The following is an 18,530-nucleotide window of genomic DNA, read 5'->3' as shown; positions in this document are numbered from 1 at the left end:
AAGTTGCGACAATGTCGGGATGCGAGGGGAGATAGGTGCGAGTCCCTCAAAAAGCAAGAAATAAGAAGAGGGGTCCGGCATGACACCGGACCCCTCCCCCTTTTTGACTGGATGGGTCGACTTAGTTGACGACACCGATCACGTCCGGATTGCCGTCCGGATCACCGTTGACGCGGCCGCCATTGCCGACATTGCCCTGAAGCAGGATGCCGGCGAAGTGCGGGGTCGCCATCGAGGTGCCGCTGATGGTGTTGTAGCCGCCACCGGTCCAGGTCGACTTGATCGACGAACCCGGCTCTGCGTAATCGACCGGCGGGTTGCCGTAGTTCGAGAAGCTCGACCAGTTGTCACCGATTGCGAACGAAGAGATCGTGTAGACGTTCGGGCCGTTTGCACGCGCCGGCGAGTGGTTGTTCGCGTGGTCGCGCTCGTTACCCGCAGCAATAGCGAAGCGAACGCCGCCAGCCGCAGCATTGATGACTGCTTGGTCGAGCGCGGTGCTGATCCCGCCGCCGAGGCTCATGTTGGCAACATCGCCCGGCTGGCCGTACTGCGCGACATAGTCGATTCCCGCAATCACGCCCGAGTTCGAACCCGAACCGCGACGGTCGAGAACGCGCACTGCAACGACCGGAGCGCCCGGTGCGACGCCGATCACGCCGATGTTGTTGTCGACTGCCGCGATCGTGCCGGCGACGTGAGTACCGTGGCCGTTCTGGTCGCCTGCATCGCCGCGCACGAAGCTGCGCGAACGCGCTACGTCGACATTGAGATCGGGATGGTCGAGTTCGATCCCGCTATCGATGACCCATGCGGTAGCGAAGTTGCCGGGCGCACCGCCGCCGACGCGGGCGATACCCCAGGGCGTTTCCTGCGGAGGCTGCGCACCGCCGCCGTTCCCGCCCGGCTTACCCTTCTTCGCACCGGGAGCCATTCCGCGAACCTGGATAGCGGTGACGACCTGGTCCTGCTCGCAATAGGCGATGTTGGGATTGTTGCGCTTCATGTTCTCGATTGCCTGAGGAGCGGCATTGACCGCAAAACCGCGCAGGGCGACCGAGTAGACGTGCTTTACCTGGGCAGCGCTGGCCTGGGCGGCGCGATTGGCTTCTGCCTTGGCATTACCGCGCGAAACCGACTTGTCGAATACGCAAATGTAGCTGTTGGCGATCTTTTCGCCCGCCTCAGCCTGAACCGGTGCGGCGACAGCCAGCATCGGAAGAGCCGCGAGCACGGCCAGAGTCTTAGCTTTCATGAATAGTCCCTCCAAAAGTCTCAGCAGCACGCGACCCGTGCTGGACTGATGGATTGGAGGTGTAACCGGATGAAAAGGCCTGTCGAGAGGGTCAGAACTAAGAAAAATAGTAAATTTCGGCTTTATCGACAAATTGTTGCATTTGAGAGACGAATTGATTTTCGCCTTTATTTAGGCCGAATAATATTAGCGCCGGAAACAATTCCAACGAGCCGAATTCCAAGTTCTTTTTACTTGACGAGCGCCTTCTGCGAGGCGTGCGACCCTACTCTTCGATCTCCCCCGAAGCTTGTGTTTCCATATTCGCATCGCGTTGCTCGAACCGGCGATGGCGCACGATCCTCGGCGTGATGACGATGTACAATTCGGTAGTGGTGCTGGTGGACCGCTCGTTGCGGAAAGCTGCACCGATGAGCGGGATGTCGCCGAGAAGCGGGATCTTCGACTTGGTCGTCAGCACGTTTTCCTGGGTAAGACCGCCGATGACGAAGGTCTCTCCATCACGCACCGATGCGCTGGTTTCCGCCTCCCGCTGGCTGATGGTGGGATAGCCCTGGCTGAAGCCCGTCACACTCGACACGACGCCATAGATTTTCGAGGTGATGTATCCGTCCGTGCTAACGCGCGGAGCAATCTGCAACGTAACGCCGACGTTCACGTACTGGACCTGCTGGGACACGCCGTTCACGCCCGACAGCTGGATCGAGGTGAGGATCGGCAGGGCATCGCCTGTGATGATCTTGGCCGTCGATCCGCTTTGCGCAGCGATCCTCGGACGCGAGACGATGCGCCCCTCGCCCTTTTGTATCTGCGCATAGATTGCGGCCTGCAACTGGCCGGAAGGCAGGACGTCATTGGGATCGACCCCGAACGGCAGGAAGCCGCCGGTCGCCAGATTGCCGACGGCGATCTGCCCGTTGGAATTGGTGAAATCGATTCCGAGATTGCGCGCGCCGTTCTCGGTCAGCTCGACGAACTGCGTTTCCAAGATCACGCTGTCCACCGGGACATCGATCAGTTCGATCTGGCGCTTCACCCGCTCGATCCGCTCGGGCGTGCCGGTAATCCAGATCGCGTTGAGACGGCGGTCCACTGCGAGGCCGTTGCCGACATTCTGACCCAGCGGCTGGTCGTCACGCTCGGCCTGCTGCGGCGCGCCTATGTAACTGGTCGACTGGTTCGCGCCGGGCGACCCGAAACCGGGCTCACGGCGGATGAAGACATCGTTGGGCGCGATCTCCGCCCCTTCGGCGAGCAGGCCGACGATTTCCGACACGTCGGCATATTTGAGGAACACCAGTTCGTAGGAATCGCCGGGCTGGTAGCTATCGACAGGCCCGCGCTGAAGTTCCTGCTGCGGCACCACCTCTTCGCCATCCGAGCCGATCGGGCGTGTGCCGAGCGTTTCCTCGTCGCTCACTATCTCGACGCGCACTTGAACCGCGTTGTTGCCCATCTGCTCGGCCCGGATACGCGAAGGGCGCGCCGTGTCGAACCTGAGGACGAGGCTACTGCCTTCGGTCACGAATTGCAGTGAGCGCACGAGGCCGCGATAGCTTTGCCGGTCGGGCACCCGGCCGACCTTGAGCGTCGTCGCCATGACAAGTTCTGGCCTGGTGGGGTTCTTGTCGATGGTCGCCACGCGCGGTTCGGCGGGCGAAAAGCGCAGCATGAATGTCGCTGCACCCTCATCCTCCGAGACCAATCGCACTTCTTCCAGAACGGAGGGCACGACCTGTGCCGAAGCGGTGGCGAGCGGCCACACGACTGCAATCGCTGCAAGCAACGCCAGAATGACAAAAGGTATACGGTGCCCTGCGACCCGGGCGTGAACCGCCATCATTATTCGTAAAATTCCCAGTCCCTGGGCGCAGGCATATCGAACATTGCCCGCGCGGCAATAGGGTTCTCGGAATATTCCCCCGCCTGTGGCCGGTTTGCGACAGGATGAGCGGGACCAATCGGACGGATTACTCTTCCATCAATCCATGCTTCTTGATCGCATGGCGCAGCTGATCGTAGCTGAGACCAAGGGCCTTGGCCGTCTGCCGCTGGTTCCAGCGATGCTTGCCGAGCGCATGCTCGAGGATCGTGCGTTCGTGCTGGTCCACCGCGGCCTTGAGGTCTTCGACCTGGTCGAGATCAGGCGCGACCTGGGCGGCGAGCTGCGCGGACTGCTGGGCAGGCTCCTTCTTCGGTGTCGTCGGCGAGATCGGCTTCCACGGGCTGTCGAAGGGGTCGAACTGGACATGGCCGATAGGCGTATCCCAATCGTCCCAGCGATAGACCGCGCGCTCGACCACGTTGCGCAGTTCGCGCACATTGCCGGGCCATGGATGCTCTTCCAGATCCTTGGCGACATGCTCGGCAAAGCCCGGCCAGGCTTCCCAGCCGAGCTCTGCACCCATGCGGCGGCCGAAATAGTCCGCCAGCACGCCGATGTCCCCTTCGCGCACACGCAGGGGAGGAAGCGTAATCACCTCGAAACTGAGCCGGTCGAGAAGGTCGGCGCGGAACTCCCCGCGTTCCGCCTTGGCCGGCAGGTCCTCGTTGGTCGCCGCCACGATCCGCACATCCACACGCATGGGACGCGACGAACCGATCCGGGTGACTTCGCCATATTCGACTGCCCTCAGCAGCCGCTCTTGTGCACCCATCGACAAAGTGCCCAGTTCGTCGAGGAACAGAGTACCCTTGTCGGCTTCCTCGAACCTTCCGGCCCGTTGTTTGGTAGCACCGGTGAAGGCTCCGGCCTCGTGACCGAACAGCTCAGCTTCGATAAGCGTTTCGGGCAACGCGGCGCAGTTCATGGTGACGAGCGGTTCGTCCCAACGGGTGGACAGGCGATGCAGGCGCTCGGCGATCAATTCCTTGCCGGTCCCGCGCTCGCCGATGACCAGCACGGGGCGTCGCATTGGCGCGGCACGGCTGGTGCGCTCGACCGCGTCGAGGAAGGCGCCGGACTGCCCGATGAACTGATTTTCCCGCTCCATGGCCAATAGATAGGGAATTTTCCCAAGGGTTGGCAATACCCGCCACGATGCTGTTCGTCGAAAAAACAAAGTCATGTATTTTCAATGGCTTGTTTATTTTGGCACGCCCTTTGCTGAACACAGGACAACAACGAATTCCAGTCCAGGGAGGACAACCATGTACGACCGCAAATTCATGTACGACCGCAAATTCTTCCAGACCCAGCTCGGACAAGCTGCCCTTGCCAGCATCGCGGCCATGACGGCCTTCGTCGTGCTGAGCTCGCAGATTTCCCTGACCAGCCCGGTCGCGGTCGTCGCTTCCTACGAACAGGTAGAAATCGCGTGACCGACAATACCCCCCTCGGGCCGGAGCGCACTAGTCCCGACGCTTCGGCCCGTCCCCCCAAACCGCACGGCAAGCGCCTTGCACGGATCGATCGCGAGGCGCAGCGCGCAAGAGATTGGACCAATCCCGAAACAGTGAATACGAAGATCAACGAATTTTTCTCAACCGGAGCACCCTTGATGGGCATTTTCAGCAGAACCCGCGATATCGTCGCCGCCAATTTCAACGACATGCTCGACAAGGCGGATGATCCGCAGAAGATGATCCGCATGATCATCCTCGAGATGGAGGAAACGCTGGTGGAAGTCCGCGCGAGCGCGGCACGCACGATCGCGGACCAGAAGGAAATGCACCGCCACACGGTCAAGCTGGACAAGCTCCAGGCCGACTGGGGCGAAAAGGCGGCCCTTGCGCTGTCTAAGGATCGCGAAGATCTCGCCCGCGCAGCCCTCGTCGAGAAGAAGAAGGCTGCCGACATGAGCGACCAGCTCAAGCAGGAGATCGCCGTGCTCGACGACGCGCTGCGCGCTTACGAGCAGGACATCCAGAAGCTGCAGAACCGCCTGCGCGAAGCACGCAGCCGCCAGACAGCGATCGCCGCCCGCCTGGAAAGCGCGGAAAACCGGGTCAAGCTGCGCAGCCTGATGACCGAAGACCGCGTCGACGATGCGCTCAGCCGCTTCGACCAGCTCGAACGCCGCGTCGACTATGCCGAAGGCCGCGCCGAAGCGCTGTCCATCTCCGATGGCAGCAAGCAGCCGAGCCTTTCCGACGAGATTGCCGCGCTCGAAGGCGCCGATGCGATCGATGATGAACTTGAACAGATGAAGAAAGCGCTCGGCAAGTCCGACGCGAAGAAGGAGGACTGATCCATGGACGAGATTTTTGCAATCGTGGCGATCTTCATCGCCCTCCCGTGGATCGTCCTGCACTACATCACGAAGTGGAAGACGTCCGCCACCATCACCACCGACGACGAAGCGCTGCTGGAAGAGCTCTACAATCTCGCCAAGCGCCTCGATGACCGGATGGACACTGTCGAGCGGCTCGTCGCTTCCGACAACCCCGAATTCCGCCCCGCCCGCCTCGTCCATGACAGCGAGCAGGACAATGAACAGCTGCGCGAACTCGAACAGCTGATTGCCGAGAAAAAAGGAGCAGCAAAGTGAACTCCCCCCGCACCACTCTCTATCGTGACAAGCAGAATGCGAAGTTCATGGGGGTTCTCTCCGGCATCGCGGACTACACCGGCGTCAACGCCCTGTGGATCCGCCTGGGCTTCCTGATCCTGGCCGTCTCGATGGGCTGGCCGATCCTCGCCTACTTCGTCGCTGGCATCCTTCTGAACAAGAAGCCTGCGCATCTCTACTCCGAGCCTGCCGAACAGAAGTACTGGCAGGGCGTACGGCAGAACCCGAAGCGTACGGCTCGCGAAATCCGCGGCAAGATGAAGGACATCGACCGCCGCCTCGCCGACGTCGAAACCTTCTACGTCAGCAACAACCCGCGCCTCACGGCCGAAATCGAACGCCTGCGCTAAAGCCGGGCCGAGGGGAGAGGAATTATGGACCCCGCGCTTTTGATACCGATCCTGGCGCTGAGCATCCCGATCGTCGCGATCTGGACCAAGCACCAGCAAAAGCTCGCCGAGATGAATGTCCAGACTACCGCGCAGGCCACTGCCGAACAGGCGGCGCAATACGCCAGCAAGGTGCAACAACTCGAAGACCGCGTTCAGGTGCTCGAGCGGATCGTGACCGACAAGGGATACGATGTCGCCACCCAGATCGAAGCCCTGCGCGACCAGCGCCGCGTCGATGACGAAGGCAGTGGCGTTCCGCTCGGAACGCTCAACAGGGAGAAAGCATGATGGAATTCTTCACCGAAACCGCAATCATCGCCGGAGTGGCCATCATGACTGGCGGCTGGGTGGTAACGACCTGGTTGCGAATCAAGAACGGCTATCCGCTGGAGAACAGCTGGGGCAAGTCGGTCTATCCCAAGAACGACCAGGCAGTAGAGCGGGTCAAGCTGCTCACCCAGGAAAACGCCGAATTGCGCGCCGAACTGGGTTCGCTGAAAGACCGCCTCGGCAATGTCGAACGCATCGTCACCGACAGCGGCTATCACCTGACCACCGAGATCGACCGCCTGCGTGACAAGTCGGAGACGAACTGATGGATCCGAACCTGTTTCTGATCTTCGGCTTCGTCCTGATTGCGGCGCTGCTGGCCATGACCACCGGTATTCTCATCCACCGGCGCCAGGTTGAGCATGAAGAACGCCGTGCCCAGCTGAAGGTGCGCGAAGCCGAGGCGAAGGCCCAGGAGGCACGCTACTCCAACGGCGATTACAGCAAGATCGAAGAACGCCTCCGCGTGCTCGAACGCATCGCGACCGACAGCAATCACGCCCTGGCTTCGCAGATCGACGAGCTTCGCGACCTCCACGCAATCGAGGACCGCACTCCGGCGAACGAGGCAGCGCGATGAGCTTCTGGACCGCCATTTTCATGATCGTTCTCGTGATTGCGATCGCAGAGGTGTTCAAGGCCAAGTACCGGTCGGAGAAAGGCATCACGCGCGATTACATGGGGAACGAAAAATTCGCCGAGTCGAAGGACGATCCTGCGGCCCAGCGTGAACTCGAAGACCTGCGCGAACGCATCAAGGTGCTGGAGCGCATCGCCACCGACGGCAATTCGCTCGACGCGAAAGAAACCCGGCGGATTTCCGCCGAGATCGAAGCCCTGCGCGACAAGCAGGTCGAAAAGGACAACTGAGGACCATCCGGGTTCAAGGAGGACATGGGGAAATGTTCGAACCGACACTCATTATTGCAGGCGCCGCGCTGATCGGTCTGGTCATCGTTGCCGGCGCCCTGCTGAGGGCATGGCACGACTGGATCGAGTTCAAGCGTAGCCAGCTCGACCATGATGCACCTGCCCGCGAAGACACGGGAAGCGCCATGGGGGCAGCGCGCATCGAGCTTGCGGACCTGCGCGAGCGGATCAAGAAACTCGAAGCGATTGCCAGCGGGGTCGACCTGTGAGCGCGACCAATAATGCAGCGCAGGCCGGTATCGGCCTGGGCAGCGCGATCGCCGTCGCCATCAGCTGGAGCCAGCATGAATCCATCCTGTGGGCGATCCTCCAGGGATTTTTCGGCTGGTTCTACGTGATTTACTACGCATTCACCCGCCCGGGAGGGCTGGTCGGCTAAGCGCGATGGACGCCGCCCGAATAGCTGGCTAGATGCCGCCGCCATGCGTTCACTCGATGACATTGCCGAAGAATACGACTTCCTCGAAGGCGACGAGCGGTATCGCCTGCTGATCGAGCTGGGACGGGATCTCGAACCCATGCCCGATCCGCTCAAGACCGACGCCACGCTTGTGCGCGGATGTTCGGCAGCGGTCTGGGTCTATCCGACGGGCGATGCCGATCAGCTGCATTTCCTGGCTGACAGCAACGCCGCAATCACCAAGGGTATCGTGGCTCTCGTGATCTCGGCCGTGCAGGACAAGCCTGCCACAGAAGTGGCGCAGATGAATATTGCTGCCGCGCTCGATCCCTTCGATCTCAAGAACCAGCTCTCCAGTAACCGCACGCAAGGTGTGCCCAACATGATCGCGCTCGTGCAGGAGCACGCCGCCCGGATCGCGGCCGCCTAGAATGCGGCGCTACATCTATCGCGCATGCGGTTTCCTGTTCGTCGGACTGGGGGCCATCGGGGCGTTTCTCCCGATCATGCCGACAGTGCCTTTCCTGTTGCTGGCGGTCTATTTTTTCGCCCGGTCCAGCCCGGAGCTCGAACAGAAGATCCTCGATCACCCGACGTGGGGTCCGCAAGTGCGCGATTGGCGTGAGCGCCGCGCAATCAGCCGCAGGGCAAAGACAATGGCGATCGGAGCCATGGCGACGGGCGCAGTCGTCACCTGGTATGCGCTGGGAGAGCCCTGGTACTACATCTCCATCGCCATCCTAGTGATCGCCGGGACCTGGATCGCCACGCGAAACGAATAGGCGCTTTCAGGAACGCGATGCAATTCAGTCCGTTAGGGTAACATACGGATGGGAGGGTCGACCGAAAGGAACACTCTCAAATGGCAATTCTCATTCTCATCGCCACGATCCTGCTTCCCCCGCTCGGCGTCGCTGCCAAGCATGGGCTTGGCGGCACCACGTTGCTCAATGTCGTGCTGACCCTGCTGGGCTTTATCCCGGGACTGATCCACGGCCTGTATGTGAACTACGCCCGCTAAGCGGCACAGACCGACTAGAACACGAAGCGCCGGGGCCTCAGGCTCCGGCGCTTTCGCGTACGGTGGCGATCCCCGCTTCCTTCTGGCGCTTCAGTTCGGCCTTCAGCTTGGCCGGATCGCGCGCGAGGACGAACCCGAAGCTCACCCCGCCTTCCTTGCCGATGGTCGCATGGTGCAGCTTGTGCGCCTGGACCAGCCGCTTGGCGTAACCCTTCTTGGGCACCCAGCGGAAATAGCGCTGATGCACCAGCCCGTCGTGAACGAAGGTGTAGATGAGGCCATAGCAAGTGATCCCGAAGGCGATCCACCACAGCAGGTCCGACCAGACATAACCGACGGCAAACATGGCGAAGACGATGGTGCCGAACGTCACCGCATAGAGGTCATTCTTTTCCAGCACATTGTCATGCGGTTCGTGATGGTCGCGGTGCCATCCCCAGCCCCATCCGTGCATGATGTATTTGTGCGCCCACCAGGCAAACAGTTCCATCCCTGCGATCGACAGGAATACGGTAAGGAGGATGGCGGGGATGCTCACTTGGAAATCTCTGGCAGCGACATGGTCTTTCTGGCGCGGGGCAGGCCCCACCATGGGACATGCGGCGCGAGGTGGTGTTCGTGATGATAGCCGAAATGGAAACAGCTGGCGAGCGATGCAAGGCTTGAGAAACCATCGCTGCGTGCATTGTGCCGGTCGGCAAAGCCGACATCGTCGTGTCGGTGCGGGCGATAGGTGCCGAAGTAGAACAGCTGCAACGAGGAAGCGATTGCGGGTGCCCCGTAGAGCAGGACTATCTTGAGGGCCGATATGGAGAATACGGCCCAGTATATCGTCACGACGCTGCTGACGAACAGGACCGACTGCCAGCCGAAATAGCGTTTCAGGAAGGCGCCGTACCACGGCCAGAAACGCGTCGGGTGGTCGGCGCTAAAATCGGGATCGTCGGCCGTGCCGGGAGCCTTGTGATGCGCGAAGTGAGCATCGCGCATCTTGCGCCAGCCGAACCCCGCGTAAAGAAACAGCAGCGCGCCACCGATAAACCCGTTGAGCCGCCCGCCGCCCGGCGCGAGCGATCCGTGCATCGCATCATGGCTGACGATGAAAAGGCCGACCGACAGCCAGCACTGCACGATCGCCATCGCCAGAGCGAGCGGGAGCGTCTGCCAGGTGAGCTCGAACACGAACATGGCGAAGAGGTGAAGCGACAGCCAGCCTGCGAAAATGGCGAAAGCCAGCGCAAGGCCGATCGCGGCCTGTCGCCCGTTGCCGGTTGTCATGTTCGGGGATGCGCCCATGCAGCGGTTGTACCCTGTCCCGACCGCTCAGGACAAGCGGTTCGCGCAGGCTAGGCTCAGTCCTTGAAGAAGAACTTGGTCACTTCCTCGCGCAGGCGGGCGGGACGCAGCGTTTCGGAATCGATGCAGCACCAGGCGCTTTTCACTTCAGCGAGCACTTCTTCCCCGCGCTGGATCACGGTGGAGTAGAAGGCCCGCGCACCCTGCACCTTTTCGAGCACGGTGCTGGCGATCACCTCGTCATCGAGGAATGCCGGTTTGCGATAGGTAATCTCGTGCTTGAGCGCCACCCACGCCTTGCTCGCCACCTCTTCCGCGGGCGCGATCTTGTTCCAATGGGCCAGGACCGCATCCTGTACCCAATTGAGATAGCGCGCATTGTTCACGTGACCCATGAAATCGATATCGGCGGGAATCACGCGGATCGGAAAGGCGAATGGTTTTGCTGACATGAGTGTCAGTAAAGCACGGAAAGGTTAACTTTGGAAGACTCTGGATTTGCCATTTTGCGCCCGTGACGTTCCTGCCCCAACCTGTGCGCGAAATGGCCAGCAAACCGCGCACACTCTACGAGAAGATCTGGGACGCCCACGTCGTCGAACGCCAGGACGACGGCACCTGCCTTGTCTATATCGACCGGCATCTGGTGCACGAAGTCACCAGCCCACAGGCGTTCGAGGCACTGCGGGTTGCCGGGCGAAAGGTTCGCCGTCCCGACCTGACCCTCGCGGTCCCCGACCACAACGTGCCCACCACGGCGCGCCTGGCAGCCGATGGATCGCGCCTCCCGATTGCCGATCCGCAAAGCGCGGCGCAATTGGCGGCGCTCGAAAAGAACGCGCCGGAATTCGGTATCCGCTACATCGATGCCGTCGCGCGCGAACAGGGCATCGTCCACGTCGTCGGCCCAGAACAGGGCTTCTCCCTGCCCGGCGCGACAATCGTGTGCGGCGACAGCCACACGGCAGCTCACGGCGGGATCGGCGCACTGGCCTTCGGCATCGGCACAAGCGAGGTCGAACACGTCCTGGCCACGCAAACGCTCCTGCTGCGCCAGTCGAAAAGCATGGAAGTGCGCGTCGAAGGCGCTCTCTCCCCCGGCGTCACGCCCAAGGACCTTATCCTCCATATCATCGGCGTGATCGGCACTGCGGGCGGGACCGGCCATGTCATCGAATATCGCGGAGAGGTCTTCGAGAAAATGAGCGTCGAAGGACGCCTCACCGTCTGCAACATGAGCATCGAGGGTGGTGCCCGTGCCGGGATCATCGCGCCCGACGACACGGTCTTTCGCTATCTCGAAGGTCGACCCTATGCCCCCAAAGGCGAAGATTGGGATCGCGCGGTGGAATGGTGGCGCTCGCTCGCCACCGACGAAGGCGCGGTCTTCGACAAGAGCGTTGTCATCGACGCTGCCGATATCGAGCCCACGGTCAGTTGGGGTACCAGTCCGGAAGACGTGGTGGCGATTGGCGATACGGTCCCCTCGCCCGATTCCTTCGCGGATCCTTCCAAGCAGGACGCTGCCCGCAAGAGCCTCGATTACATGGGTCTCGAACCGGGAACGCCGCTTGAAGAAGTCGCGATCGAGAACGTTTTCATCGGCTCATGCACCAACAGCCGGATAGAGGATCTGCGCGCTGCCGCAGCGGTCCTGAAGGGCCGCACCAAGGCCGCCAATGTGCGCTGGGCCATCGCCGTGCCCGGATCGGGGCTGGTCAAAAAACAGGCCGAGGAAGAAGGGCTGGACCGCATCTTCACCGACGCGGGCTTCGAATGGCGTGAGCCGGGCTGTTCCGCCTGTCTCGCCATGAACCCCGACAAGGTGCCGCCGGGCGAACGCTGCGCGTCGACCAGCAACCGCAATTTCGTGGGCCGCCAGGGCCCGGGCGCTCGCACCCATTTGATGAGCCCTGCGATGGCGGCAGCCGCAGCGGTTGCCGGTCACCTCGTCGACGTGAGGAAGCTATCGGGCGGGTAGGGTCTTGCCCTTCCCCGCTCTCCCATCCATGAGACTGCCATGACCAAACTCCCCAAAGGCAAGGCCGCCATCGCAGGTGCGATCGGATCGGCCGCTATCGCCGCCGCGCTGCTCTATGCGAACAAGCGCCGCGAAAAGAAAAACCAGCCGAACCAGCCCGGCCCGATCCCTTCGGGGGAAAACCCCGAAACGGACTGATCGCCCAAGCGCAAGGAGCCCGCATGACAAAGACCAGAACCGCCCTGGCGGCCGCAGCACTCGCCCTGGGCATTGCCGCCCCGGCAAGCGCGCAGGACGCAGCCGACGTGGAACTGTGGCGTCTGGATTGCGGCACCATCGAACTGAGCGATGCGGGCCCCTTTTCCGATACGCACCTTTACGACGGCGAACCGCGCACGCTCACCGACAGCTGCTACCTCGTCCGCAATGGCGAGAATTACCTGCTGTGGGATGCCGGCTTACCTTCTGCGCTAAAGGGTACCAGCGTGACGCAAATGGTCTTCACGCTCAGCGTCGAAAAGACCATCGCCGAACAGCTGGCCGAAATCGGCCTGGCCCCTGACGACGTGAATTTCGTGGGCGTCAGCCATTACCACGATGACCATATCGGGCAGGCCGACGAGTTTGCGGGCGCAACCCTGCTGATCGGCCGCGGCGATGCGGAAGCAGTTACCTCGGGCGCGATGGAAGCGACCCGGGCGCAGCTGGCGCCCTGGCTTGCGGAAGGTGCCGAGGGAGAAACAGTACGCATCGCGTCGGACCACGACGTGTTCGGTGGCGGTTCGGTCGTCATCAAGGGCATGCCCGGCCACACTCCGGGCCATTCGGTCCTGCTCGTCCGCCTTCCCGAAACCGGGAACGTCATGCTGACCGGCGATCTCTATCACTTCGAGGAGCAGGTGACGAACCGCGGCGTGCCCGCGTTCAACACCGACCGCGCGGATACGCTCGCCTCTTTCCACCGCTTCGACCAGATGGCCGAAAATCTCGACGCGACCGTGGTGATCCAGCACGATCCGCGTCACGTAAGCCGCCTCCCCGCATTTCCCGGATCGGCAAAGTAATGGACAAGGTCACTGTCATTAACGGCCGCGCCATTCCGCTCGGTCTCAAGAACGTCGACACCGACGTGATCATCCCTGCCCACTGGCTCAAGACCGTCAGCCGCGAAGGGCTTGGCAAGGGCGCTTTCGAGACGATCCGGCAAGCTCCCGGCAATCCTTTCGATGTCGAAGATTTCGCGGGTGCGCCGATCCTGATCGCGGGCGACAATTTCGGTTGCGGCTCCAGCCGCGAACACGCAGCCTGGGCGATGCTGGACATGGGACTTCGCGCCGTGATTGCGCCAAGCTTCTCGGACATTTTTGCCGGAAACGCGTTCAAGAACGGCATCCTCGCCGTCGGATTGCCGCAAGAACAGGTCGACCGCCTGCTGGAAGTGGCGAAGACCGATCCCATCACCCTCGACCTCGAAAACCAGGTTGTGACCACGCCCTACCAGGATCGCTTCGCATTCGAGATCGACCCGTTCCGCAAGCATTGCATGCTGGAAGGGCTGGACGAAATCGGCCTCACGCTGAAGCGCGACGAGGCTATCGAGACACACGAACAATCGCGCGCTGGCAGCCTCCCCTGGCTCGATGCGCCACAATCATATCGGAGAGACGCAGCATGAAAGCAGTACTGTCGAAGGAAACGGGCGGTCCCGAAACCCTTGTGGTGGAGGATATCGACGCGCCCACGCCCGGCAAGGGAGAGGTCCTCATCGACGTTGCCGCATGCGCGATCAACTTTCCCGACACCCTGATCATCCGCGACATGTACCAGTTCAAGCCGCCACGCCCCTTTGCGCCGGGCGGAGAAATCTCCGGCATCATCGAAGCGCTGGGCGAAGGCGTCGAAGGCTTTGCCGTAGGCGATAAGGTCATCTGCGGGGTCGGTAACGGAGGCCTGCAGGAAAAGGTCGCCGTTGCGGCTGCGCGCCTCTTCAAGGTGCCCGACGGTATCGACCTAGTGCAGGCAAGCGCGCTTCTGATGACATATGGCACGACCATCCACGGCCTGAAGGATCGCGGCGACATCAAGGAGGGCGAAACCGTCCTCGTCCTCGGCGCGGCAGGCGGTGTGGGCCTTTCTGCGGTAGAGCTCGCGAAGGCCTATGGCTGCCGCGTCGTCGCCGCCGTCTCGACCGAAGAAAAAGGCGAAGTTGCCAAGAAAGCCGGCGCCGACGAGGTGGTGATTTATCCACGTGCACCCTTCGACAAAGACCAGTCCAAGGCACTCGCACAGGCGTTCAAGGACGCTGTCGGCCCCAACGGAGCGGACATCGTCTACGACATTGTCGGCGGCGACTATTCCGAACCGGCCCTGCGCTCGATCGCCTGGGAAGGCCGCTTTCTCGTGATCGGTTTCCCAGCAGGCATCGCGAAAATGCCGCTCAACCTGACGCTGCTGAAAAGCTGCGACATCCGCGGCGTTTTCTGGGGCGCTTTCACCGCCCGCGAGCCGGAACGCAACAACGCCAATATCGCGGAGCTGTTCGACCTCTGGAAAGCAGGCAAGATCAACCCGCTGGTCAGCGAGACCTATCCGATCGAGCGCGCGCACGAAGCCATTGCCAAGCTGGAAAATCGCGGCGCGATCGGCAAACTCGTCGTGACAATGGACTGATCGGGCGTTCTCGCCCTTGCCCCTTTGCCTCCCGATACCTATTCGGGAGGCAACTTCTTCCAAGGGGATAGACATGACCGACTTCAAGGATCGCGAACGCGGCGAAGAATCCAAGTTCGCCTTCGATCAGGAAACCGAATTCAAGATTGCCGCGCGCCGCAATCGCCTGCTGGGCGAATGGGCCGCCGGCCTGATGGGCCTGACCGAAGAAGAGACCGACGCTTACAAGAAGGCCGTCGTCCAGGCGGACTTCGAGGAAGCCGGCGATGAAGACGTCATCCGCAAGCTGCTGGGCGACCTGACGGCTGCCGATTGCGATGTCAGCGAAGCCGACATCCGTGCCAAGCTGGAAGAATGCTCGGTCGAGGCGCGCCGCCAGTTCATGAGCGACCAGAAGTAATCCGATGCCGATGAAGGCAGACGACATTGTCGCGCTGATCGAGGAGGCGCTTCCGGGCGCGGTCGTCGAGATGCGCGATCTTGCAGGCGATAACGACCATTGGGCGGCGAAGGTCACCGCCCCGCAATTTGCGGGCAAAACGCGCGTCGCCCAGCACAAGCTGGTTTACGACGCTCTTGGTGGCAGGATGGGCGGCGAACTCCACGCCTTGCAACTCACTACCCAAGCCCCCACCTGAATCCTCACCAGATTCAAGTCATACACAAAGGCAGGGCACACTATGTCCGATGTAAATTCACGCATCTCCGATCTCGTCGGCGGTAACGACGTCGTTCTCTTCATGAAGGGCACGCCGCTGTTTCCGCAGTGCGGCTTCTCCAATCGCGCGGTCGCTATCCTCGACCATTGCGGCGTCGCCTATGAAAGCGTCGACGTCCTACAGGACATGGAAATCCGCCAGGGCATCAAGTCCTTCTCCGACTGGCCGACCATTCCCCAGCTTTACGTGAAGGGCGAATTCGTTGGCGGCAGCGATATCATGATGGAAATGTTCGAAGCCGGAGAGCTTCAGCAGATGATGGACGAAAAGCAGGTCGCCAAGGCCGAAAGCTGAAAATTCACCAGCTCTGAAACGGGTAAGGCCCGCCTGGGGGACGTCCAGGCGGGCCTTTTTATTTGGTGTGAGGCGGATCGGAAACCAGGGAAGATCCGCCTCTCGAAGACCAAACAGTATGCGAACATTTATGCAGGCCCCGTGCCAAAACCGCGCATGCGAGGGTTTGTGGGTAGAGCGATGGTTAACAAGACCTCTCGGTACATCAACTATGTAAAAAAGTCCGACACACCGACCGATAATAGCTTGGCAAGCGGCGACACTGGCTGCACAAACTGAGACAATGAACGCCGCGGCCGACACACCCGATCCTATCCCTGCCGCCACGCTGGTGGTTTTCCGCAAGGGGCGTGCGGCGCCCGAACCCGAAATCCTGATGACGATCCGTTCGCGCACCATGTCCTTTGCAGGGGGCATGGCCGTTTTTCCGGGCGGCAGGGTCGATCCCGAAGACTATGAACTCGCCGCCGAAATCTCGGGTGCTTTGGGCGATCCGGAGGAAACCGCGCACCGCATCGCGGCCATTCGCGAAACGCTCGAAGAAACCGGCCTGGCCCTCGGCTTGGAGGGGGCGATGGATGCGCAGCGCGCAGCGTCTGCCCGGGCGCTCTTGCTCGAGAAGCGTGCGCTGGCCCCGGTTCTGGAAGCGTTCGACCTTGCGCTCGACCTCGATGCGCTGACCCCGTTCGCCCGCTGGCTTCCGCTCGGACTTGCGCATAACCGGATCTTCGACACGATGTTCTATCTCGCCGATCTTGGCACGGGCGCGGTCGATATCGAAGTCGATGCGACCGAGAACACCCACCTGTTCTGGGTGAGCGCAGCGGAAGCGTTGCGCATGGCGGAGCGCGGCGACATCTCGCTTATCTTCCCCACGCGCCGTAACCTGGAACGCCTGGCGCAGTTCGCGACCTTCGACGAGGCCCGCGACCACGCCCGGCAAACCCCGGTCCGCGTAATCACACCCGAAGTGGTCGAGGAGGCCGACGGATCCTACCTCACCATCCCGGACGATCTGGGATACCCGGTCACCCGCGAAGAGCTGACCAGCGCAAATCGAAGCTGAAGGATTGGCGCGCCCGGCATGTAAGTGATGGGCATCATGATCAATGGGAGATCGCGATGTCTACGCCGGATTAATAGCAGCATTGCGCCCTCGTTTTGGACATTCAGCCTCTACCTGCGAATGCCCGAAAGCGGACCGACAGCTTCGCTCAGGTAAAAGCAGCGCGAATGTCCGATTATGGGTGGTTTTTCGACTGTCAGAAGTCGCTGAAAGCAGCGTCACGATGACGATAGCCAGCAGCGCGGCCGTGGCAAAGCAGTCTAATTGCTATTGAGAATTATTCTCATTGACGCGAATCCTATGGCTATGTAGCTGGGTCCGCATGTCCCGCGATGCGATCCGAAACTGGTACCTAATCCATAAGTGGAGCAGCCTGATTCCGACGGCGTTCCTGCTGATGCTGTGCGTGACAGGCTTGCCGCTCATCTTTCATGACGAAATCGATGCGGCGATGGGCGGGGATGCCGAAACGGCATTATCGGGATCCCCTTCTGCTGAAGGCGGGATTCCCCTCGATGTTATGCTCGACCGAGCGCTTGCCGAAAGGCCGGGCGAAGTGCCGCTGTTCATGGCCTTCAGCCAGGACAGCCCCTTGCTGACCGTGACTACCGGCCCGACGCCCGACGCTGCGGGTGAGGACATGACGCTGCTTTTCCTCGACCGCACGACCGGCGCGTCGCTGGGCCCTGCCCCCGGCAATGCGCCGATGGACTTTCTGCTCCAGCTGCACACCGACATGTTCCTCGGCTTGCCCGGCATGTTGTTCCTGGGAGCGATGGGGATATCGCTGGTGATCGCGCTGATCTCCGGTGTCGTGCTTTACGCCCCATTCATGCGCAAACTGCCGTTCGGTACCGTGAGGAAGGATCGCAGCAAGCGTCTGCGCCGGCTGGACCAGCACAATTTTCTCGGCATTGTCGCGTTGGCTTGGATGCTCGTGATTGCCCTTACGGGCGCAATCAATGCCTTTGCTGATCCCCTTACCGAGAACTGGCGTGATGGTGAGATCGCCCGCATGACCAATGCGTATGCCGGAACTCCTGCCCTGGCACCTGCAGACTACGGCTCGATCGATCAGGCGATGTCAGCCGCTCAGCAGGCGCTTCCCGGCCGCAGCCCCCAGTTCATCGGCTTTCCGGGCGGAGCCTGGTCGTCCGGCCATCACTACGCGATATTCTTCCAAGGCGATCGCCCGGTAACGCAGCACCTCCTGACGCCGGCACTCGTCGACGCGGCGACTGGCGAACTTACCGATGCTCGCACCATGCCGGTAATCAACCAAGCGCTGATGATGTCGAAACCGTTGCACTTCGGCGATTATGGCGGCCTTCCGCTCAAGCTTATCTGGGCCGCCCTGACTCTCGCGACAATCTGGGTTTTGTGGACCGGCGTCATGCTTTGGCGTCGCCGCAAGCCTGGTGAAGTCGAGCGCCGGATCGAGGAAATCCGGAGCGGCGCTGCTGCAAGGGCCTCATCATGAAAAGATCAGGCAGACGCCTACGCACCATATTCGCAGTTCCAGCCGCGATTGGCGCAGCCTCCCTGCTCGGGCTCTTCCTCGGCCTGACGGGCGATGGCCTTGGCGACCTTTTCGCATGGCTGCTGGTCGGTCTCGCTCCCTTCACCATTGTCGCAGTGCTGCTGCGCCGCTCACCGAATTAATCG

General features: G+C 61.5%; 30 protein-coding genes. 24 read left to right on the top strand and 6 right to left on the bottom strand.

Translation table 11 applies throughout. From position 1 onward, the window contains the following. Positions 1–121: 121 nt before the first annotated feature. From BM173_RS11625 to pspF, 3 genes are all read right to left on the bottom strand, one after another. The gene (locus BM173_RS11625) at positions 122–1,255 is read right to left on the bottom strand and encodes a S8 family serine peptidase (protein WP_090481851.1); all 1,134 of its coding nucleotides are present in this window, start codon (positions 1,253–1,255) and stop codon (positions 122–124) included. Between the two features lie 265 nt (positions 1,256–1,520). Continuing rightward, positions 1,521–3,098 (bottom strand): type II secretion system protein GspD, encoded by a 1,578-nt coding sequence (locus BM173_RS11620; protein ID WP_090481848.1) that lies wholly within the window; start codon positions 3,096–3,098, stop codon positions 1,521–1,523. Positions 3,099–3,225: 127 nt separating this feature from the next. After that, positions 3,226–4,248 (bottom strand): phage shock protein operon transcriptional activator, encoded by a 1,023-nt coding sequence (pspF, locus tag BM173_RS11615; protein ID WP_090481846.1) that lies wholly within the window; start codon positions 4,246–4,248, stop codon positions 3,226–3,228. Between the two features lie 157 nt (positions 4,249–4,405). On the opposite strand from pspF, the gene BM173_RS14620 reads away from it, so the two are divergent. The 13 genes from BM173_RS14620 to BM173_RS11560 all read left to right on the top strand — a co-directional run bounded on the left by BM173_RS14620 (position 4,406) and on the right by BM173_RS11560 (position 8,839). Beyond that, entirely contained in the window at positions 4,406–4,576 is a 171-nt protein-coding gene (locus tag BM173_RS14620; protein ID WP_177201886.1) for a hypothetical protein, read from the top strand. Positions 4,577–4,662: 86 nt separating this feature from the next. Then, entirely contained in the window at positions 4,663–5,445 is a 783-nt protein-coding gene (pspA, locus tag BM173_RS11610; RefSeq protein ID WP_245755895.1) for a phage shock protein PspA, read from the top strand. A 3-nt stretch (positions 5,446–5,448) separates the two neighbouring features. Next, positions 5,449–5,745, top strand: coding sequence for an envelope stress response membrane protein PspB (pspB, locus tag BM173_RS11605; protein WP_090481842.1), 297 nt, complete (start codon positions 5,449–5,451; stop codon positions 5,743–5,745). Then, the gene (pspC, locus tag BM173_RS11600) at positions 5,742–6,116 is read left to right on the top strand and encodes an envelope stress response membrane protein PspC (RefSeq protein WP_090481839.1); all 375 of its coding nucleotides are present in this window, start codon (positions 5,742–5,744) and stop codon (positions 6,114–6,116) included. The genes pspB and pspC overlap by 4 nt, the downstream gene beginning before the upstream one ends. Before the next feature lie 24 nt (positions 6,117–6,140). After that, a complete protein-coding gene (locus tag BM173_RS11595; RefSeq protein WP_177201894.1) occupies positions 6,141–6,446 on the top strand; it encodes a hypothetical protein in 306 nt (101 codons plus the stop codon). After that, positions 6,446–6,754, top strand: a complete 309-nt coding sequence (locus tag BM173_RS11590) for a hypothetical protein (protein WP_090481833.1) — start codon at positions 6,446–6,448, stop codon at positions 6,752–6,754. The genes BM173_RS11595 and BM173_RS11590 overlap by 1 nt, the downstream gene beginning before the upstream one ends. Continuing rightward, the gene (locus BM173_RS11585; RefSeq protein WP_090481830.1) at positions 6,754–7,068 is read left to right on the top strand and encodes a hypothetical protein; all 315 of its coding nucleotides are present in this window, start codon (positions 6,754–6,756) and stop codon (positions 7,066–7,068) included. The genes BM173_RS11590 and BM173_RS11585 overlap by 1 nt, the downstream gene beginning before the upstream one ends. Then, positions 7,065–7,358: a hypothetical protein gene (locus BM173_RS11580; RefSeq protein WP_090481828.1), complete on the top strand. Its 294-nt coding sequence runs from the start codon at positions 7,065–7,067 to the stop codon at positions 7,356–7,358. The genes BM173_RS11585 and BM173_RS11580 overlap by 4 nt, the downstream gene beginning before the upstream one ends. Before the next feature lie 32 nt (positions 7,359–7,390). Then, positions 7,391–7,627, top strand: a complete 237-nt coding sequence (locus tag BM173_RS11575) for a hypothetical protein (protein WP_090481825.1) — start codon at positions 7,391–7,393, stop codon at positions 7,625–7,627. Further along, the gene (locus BM173_RS14615; protein WP_177201893.1) at positions 7,624–7,797 is read left to right on the top strand and encodes a hypothetical protein; all 174 of its coding nucleotides are present in this window, start codon (positions 7,624–7,626) and stop codon (positions 7,795–7,797) included. Before BM173_RS11575 ends, BM173_RS14615 begins: the two co-directional genes overlap by 4 nt. A 43-nt stretch (positions 7,798–7,840) precedes the next feature. Further along, a complete protein-coding gene (locus BM173_RS11570) occupies positions 7,841–8,248 on the top strand; it encodes a SufE family protein (protein ID WP_090481822.1) in 408 nt (135 codons plus the stop codon). Position 8,249: 1 nt separating this feature from the next. Further along, positions 8,250–8,600, top strand: coding sequence for a YbaN family protein (locus BM173_RS11565; RefSeq protein ID WP_090481819.1), 351 nt, complete (start codon positions 8,250–8,252; stop codon positions 8,598–8,600). A gap of 80 nt (positions 8,601–8,680) precedes the next feature. Then, positions 8,681–8,839, top strand: a complete 159-nt coding sequence (locus tag BM173_RS11560) for a YqaE/Pmp3 family membrane protein (protein ID WP_090481816.1) — start codon at positions 8,681–8,683, stop codon at positions 8,837–8,839. Positions 8,840–8,876: 37 nt separating this feature from the next. Here the strand turns inward: BM173_RS11560 and BM173_RS11555 are convergent, their stop codons facing one another. The 3 genes from BM173_RS11555 to BM173_RS11545 are packed head-to-tail and all read right to left on the bottom strand — an operon-like array spanning position 8,877 to position 10,587. Further along, on the bottom strand, positions 8,877–9,377 hold the full coding sequence (locus BM173_RS11555) for a sterol desaturase family protein (RefSeq protein WP_224803760.1): 501 nt from the start codon (positions 9,375–9,377) through the stop codon (positions 8,877–8,879). After that, positions 9,374–10,135, bottom strand: a complete 762-nt coding sequence (locus BM173_RS11550; protein WP_245755877.1) for a fatty acid desaturase — start codon at positions 10,133–10,135, stop codon at positions 9,374–9,376. Before BM173_RS11550 ends, BM173_RS11555 begins: the two co-directional genes overlap by 4 nt. 56 nt (positions 10,136–10,191) lie before the next feature. Then, a complete protein-coding gene (locus BM173_RS11545) occupies positions 10,192–10,587 on the bottom strand; it encodes an acyl-CoA thioesterase (protein ID WP_090481811.1) in 396 nt (131 codons plus the stop codon). A 92-nt stretch (positions 10,588–10,679) separates the two neighbouring features. Here BM173_RS11545 and leuC point away from each other — a divergent pair, with 92 nt between their 5' ends. The 11 genes from leuC (at position 10,680) to BM173_RS11490 (ending at position 18,527) form a co-directional block, all read left to right on the top strand. Further along, the gene (leuC, locus tag BM173_RS11540) at positions 10,680–12,116 is read left to right on the top strand and encodes a 3-isopropylmalate dehydratase large subunit (RefSeq protein ID WP_090482744.1); all 1,437 of its coding nucleotides are present in this window, start codon (positions 10,680–10,682) and stop codon (positions 12,114–12,116) included. 39 nt (positions 12,117–12,155) lie between these two features. Further along, positions 12,156–12,314: an isopropylmalate isomerase gene (locus tag BM173_RS11535; RefSeq protein ID WP_090481808.1), complete on the top strand. Its 159-nt coding sequence runs from the start codon at positions 12,156–12,158 to the stop codon at positions 12,312–12,314. Between the two features lie 23 nt (positions 12,315–12,337). Then, complete coding sequence (locus BM173_RS11530) at positions 12,338–13,180, top strand: N-acyl homoserine lactonase family protein (RefSeq protein WP_090481805.1); 843 nt, start codon at positions 12,338–12,340, stop codon at positions 13,178–13,180. Then, positions 13,180–13,791, top strand: a complete 612-nt coding sequence (gene leuD / locus BM173_RS11525) for a 3-isopropylmalate dehydratase small subunit (protein WP_090481802.1) — start codon at positions 13,180–13,182, stop codon at positions 13,789–13,791. Before BM173_RS11530 ends, leuD begins: the two co-directional genes overlap by 1 nt. Continuing rightward, positions 13,788–14,786 (top strand): NADPH:quinone oxidoreductase family protein, encoded by a 999-nt coding sequence (locus BM173_RS11520; RefSeq protein ID WP_090481799.1) that lies wholly within the window; start codon positions 13,788–13,790, stop codon positions 14,784–14,786. The genes leuD and BM173_RS11520 overlap by 4 nt, the downstream gene beginning before the upstream one ends. Before the next feature lie 73 nt (positions 14,787–14,859). Continuing rightward, entirely contained in the window at positions 14,860–15,186 is a 327-nt protein-coding gene (locus tag BM173_RS11515) for a DUF1476 domain-containing protein (RefSeq protein WP_090481797.1), read from the top strand. Between the two features lie 4 nt (positions 15,187–15,190). After that, on the top strand, positions 15,191–15,424 hold the full coding sequence (locus BM173_RS11510; RefSeq protein WP_090481794.1) for a BolA/IbaG family iron-sulfur metabolism protein: 234 nt from the start codon (positions 15,191–15,193) through the stop codon (positions 15,422–15,424). A 42-nt stretch (positions 15,425–15,466) separates the two neighbouring features. After that, positions 15,467–15,799, top strand: coding sequence for a Grx4 family monothiol glutaredoxin (gene grxD / locus BM173_RS11505; RefSeq protein ID WP_090481791.1), 333 nt, complete (start codon positions 15,467–15,469; stop codon positions 15,797–15,799). A 283-nt stretch (positions 15,800–16,082) separates the two neighbouring features. Next, entirely contained in the window at positions 16,083–16,865 is a 783-nt protein-coding gene (locus BM173_RS11500; protein WP_090481789.1) for an NUDIX hydrolase, read from the top strand. 322 nt (positions 16,866–17,187) lie between these two features. Further along, positions 17,188–18,345 (top strand): PepSY-associated TM helix domain-containing protein, encoded by a 1,158-nt coding sequence (locus BM173_RS11495; RefSeq protein WP_090481786.1) that lies wholly within the window; start codon positions 17,188–17,190, stop codon positions 18,343–18,345. Then, positions 18,342–18,527, top strand: coding sequence for a hypothetical protein (locus tag BM173_RS11490; RefSeq protein WP_090481783.1), 186 nt, complete (start codon positions 18,342–18,344; stop codon positions 18,525–18,527). Before BM173_RS11495 ends, BM173_RS11490 begins: the two co-directional genes overlap by 4 nt. Positions 18,528–18,530 lie beyond the last annotated feature (3 nt).

It is taken from the genome of Qipengyuania nanhaisediminis (assembly GCF_900115585.1).
GTDB classification, from domain to species: domain Bacteria; phylum Pseudomonadota; class Alphaproteobacteria; order Sphingomonadales; family Sphingomonadaceae; genus Qipengyuania; species Qipengyuania nanhaisediminis.
This window is presented reverse-complemented; position numbering and strand designations above follow the sequence as displayed.

Excerpts from the sequence above, each read along its gene's own strand:
- BM173_RS11580 (WP_090481828.1), top strand. The coding sequence starts at position 7,065 with ATGAGCTTCTGGACCGCCATTTTCATGATCGTTCTCGTGATTGCGATC.
- pspB (WP_090481842.1), top strand. The coding sequence starts at position 5,449 with ATGGACGAGATTTTTGCAATCGTGGCGATCTTCATCGCCCTCCCGTGG.
- BM173_RS11625 (WP_090481851.1), bottom strand. The coding sequence starts at position 1,255 with ATGAAAGCTAAGACTCTGGCCGTGCTCGCGGCTCTTCCGATGCTGGCT.
- BM173_RS14620 (WP_177201886.1), top strand. The coding sequence starts at position 4,406 with ATGTACGACCGCAAATTCATGTACGACCGCAAATTCTTCCAGACCCAG.
- BM173_RS11495 (WP_090481786.1), top strand. The coding sequence starts at position 17,188 with ATGTCCCGCGATGCGATCCGAAACTGGTACCTAATCCATAAGTGGAGC.
- BM173_RS11530 (WP_090481805.1), top strand. The coding sequence starts at position 12,338 with ATGACAAAGACCAGAACCGCCCTGGCGGCCGCAGCACTCGCCCTGGGC.
- BM173_RS11550 (WP_245755877.1), bottom strand. The coding sequence starts at position 10,135 with ATGGGCGCATCCCCGAACATGACAACCGGCAACGGGCGACAGGCCGCG.
- BM173_RS11515 (WP_090481797.1), top strand. The coding sequence starts at position 14,860 with ATGACCGACTTCAAGGATCGCGAACGCGGCGAAGAATCCAAGTTCGCC.
- BM173_RS11545 (WP_090481811.1), bottom strand. The coding sequence starts at position 10,587 with ATGTCAGCAAAACCATTCGCCTTTCCGATCCGCGTGATTCCCGCCGAT.
- BM173_RS11490 (WP_090481783.1), top strand. The coding sequence starts at position 18,342 with ATGAAAAGATCAGGCAGACGCCTACGCACCATATTCGCAGTTCCAGCC.
- BM173_RS11535 (WP_090481808.1), top strand. The coding sequence starts at position 12,156 with ATGACCAAACTCCCCAAAGGCAAGGCCGCCATCGCAGGTGCGATCGGA.
- BM173_RS11590 (WP_090481833.1), top strand. The coding sequence starts at position 6,446 with ATGGAATTCTTCACCGAAACCGCAATCATCGCCGGAGTGGCCATCATG.
- BM173_RS11565 (WP_090481819.1), top strand. The coding sequence starts at position 8,250 with ATGCGGCGCTACATCTATCGCGCATGCGGTTTCCTGTTCGTCGGACTG.
- BM173_RS11520 (WP_090481799.1), top strand. The coding sequence starts at position 13,788 with ATGAAAGCAGTACTGTCGAAGGAAACGGGCGGTCCCGAAACCCTTGTG.
- BM173_RS11570 (WP_090481822.1), top strand. The coding sequence starts at position 7,841 with ATGCGTTCACTCGATGACATTGCCGAAGAATACGACTTCCTCGAAGGC.
- BM173_RS11585 (WP_090481830.1), top strand. The coding sequence starts at position 6,754 with ATGGATCCGAACCTGTTTCTGATCTTCGGCTTCGTCCTGATTGCGGCG.
- leuD (WP_090481802.1), top strand. The coding sequence starts at position 13,180 with ATGGACAAGGTCACTGTCATTAACGGCCGCGCCATTCCGCTCGGTCTC.
- BM173_RS11510 (WP_090481794.1), top strand. The coding sequence starts at position 15,191 with ATGCCGATGAAGGCAGACGACATTGTCGCGCTGATCGAGGAGGCGCTT.
- BM173_RS11560 (WP_090481816.1), top strand. The coding sequence starts at position 8,681 with ATGGCAATTCTCATTCTCATCGCCACGATCCTGCTTCCCCCGCTCGGC.
- BM173_RS11595 (WP_177201894.1), top strand. The coding sequence starts at position 6,141 with ATGGACCCCGCGCTTTTGATACCGATCCTGGCGCTGAGCATCCCGATC.
- grxD (WP_090481791.1), top strand. The coding sequence starts at position 15,467 with ATGTCCGATGTAAATTCACGCATCTCCGATCTCGTCGGCGGTAACGAC.
- leuC (WP_090482744.1), top strand. The coding sequence starts at position 10,680 with ATGGCCAGCAAACCGCGCACACTCTACGAGAAGATCTGGGACGCCCAC.
- BM173_RS11500 (WP_090481789.1), top strand. The coding sequence starts at position 16,083 with ATGAACGCCGCGGCCGACACACCCGATCCTATCCCTGCCGCCACGCTG.
- BM173_RS11620 (WP_090481848.1), bottom strand. The coding sequence starts at position 3,098 with ATGATGGCGGTTCACGCCCGGGTCGCAGGGCACCGTATACCTTTTGTC.
- BM173_RS11575 (WP_090481825.1), top strand. The coding sequence starts at position 7,391 with ATGTTCGAACCGACACTCATTATTGCAGGCGCCGCGCTGATCGGTCTG.
- pspF (WP_090481846.1), bottom strand. The coding sequence starts at position 4,248 with ATGGAGCGGGAAAATCAGTTCATCGGGCAGTCCGGCGCCTTCCTCGAC.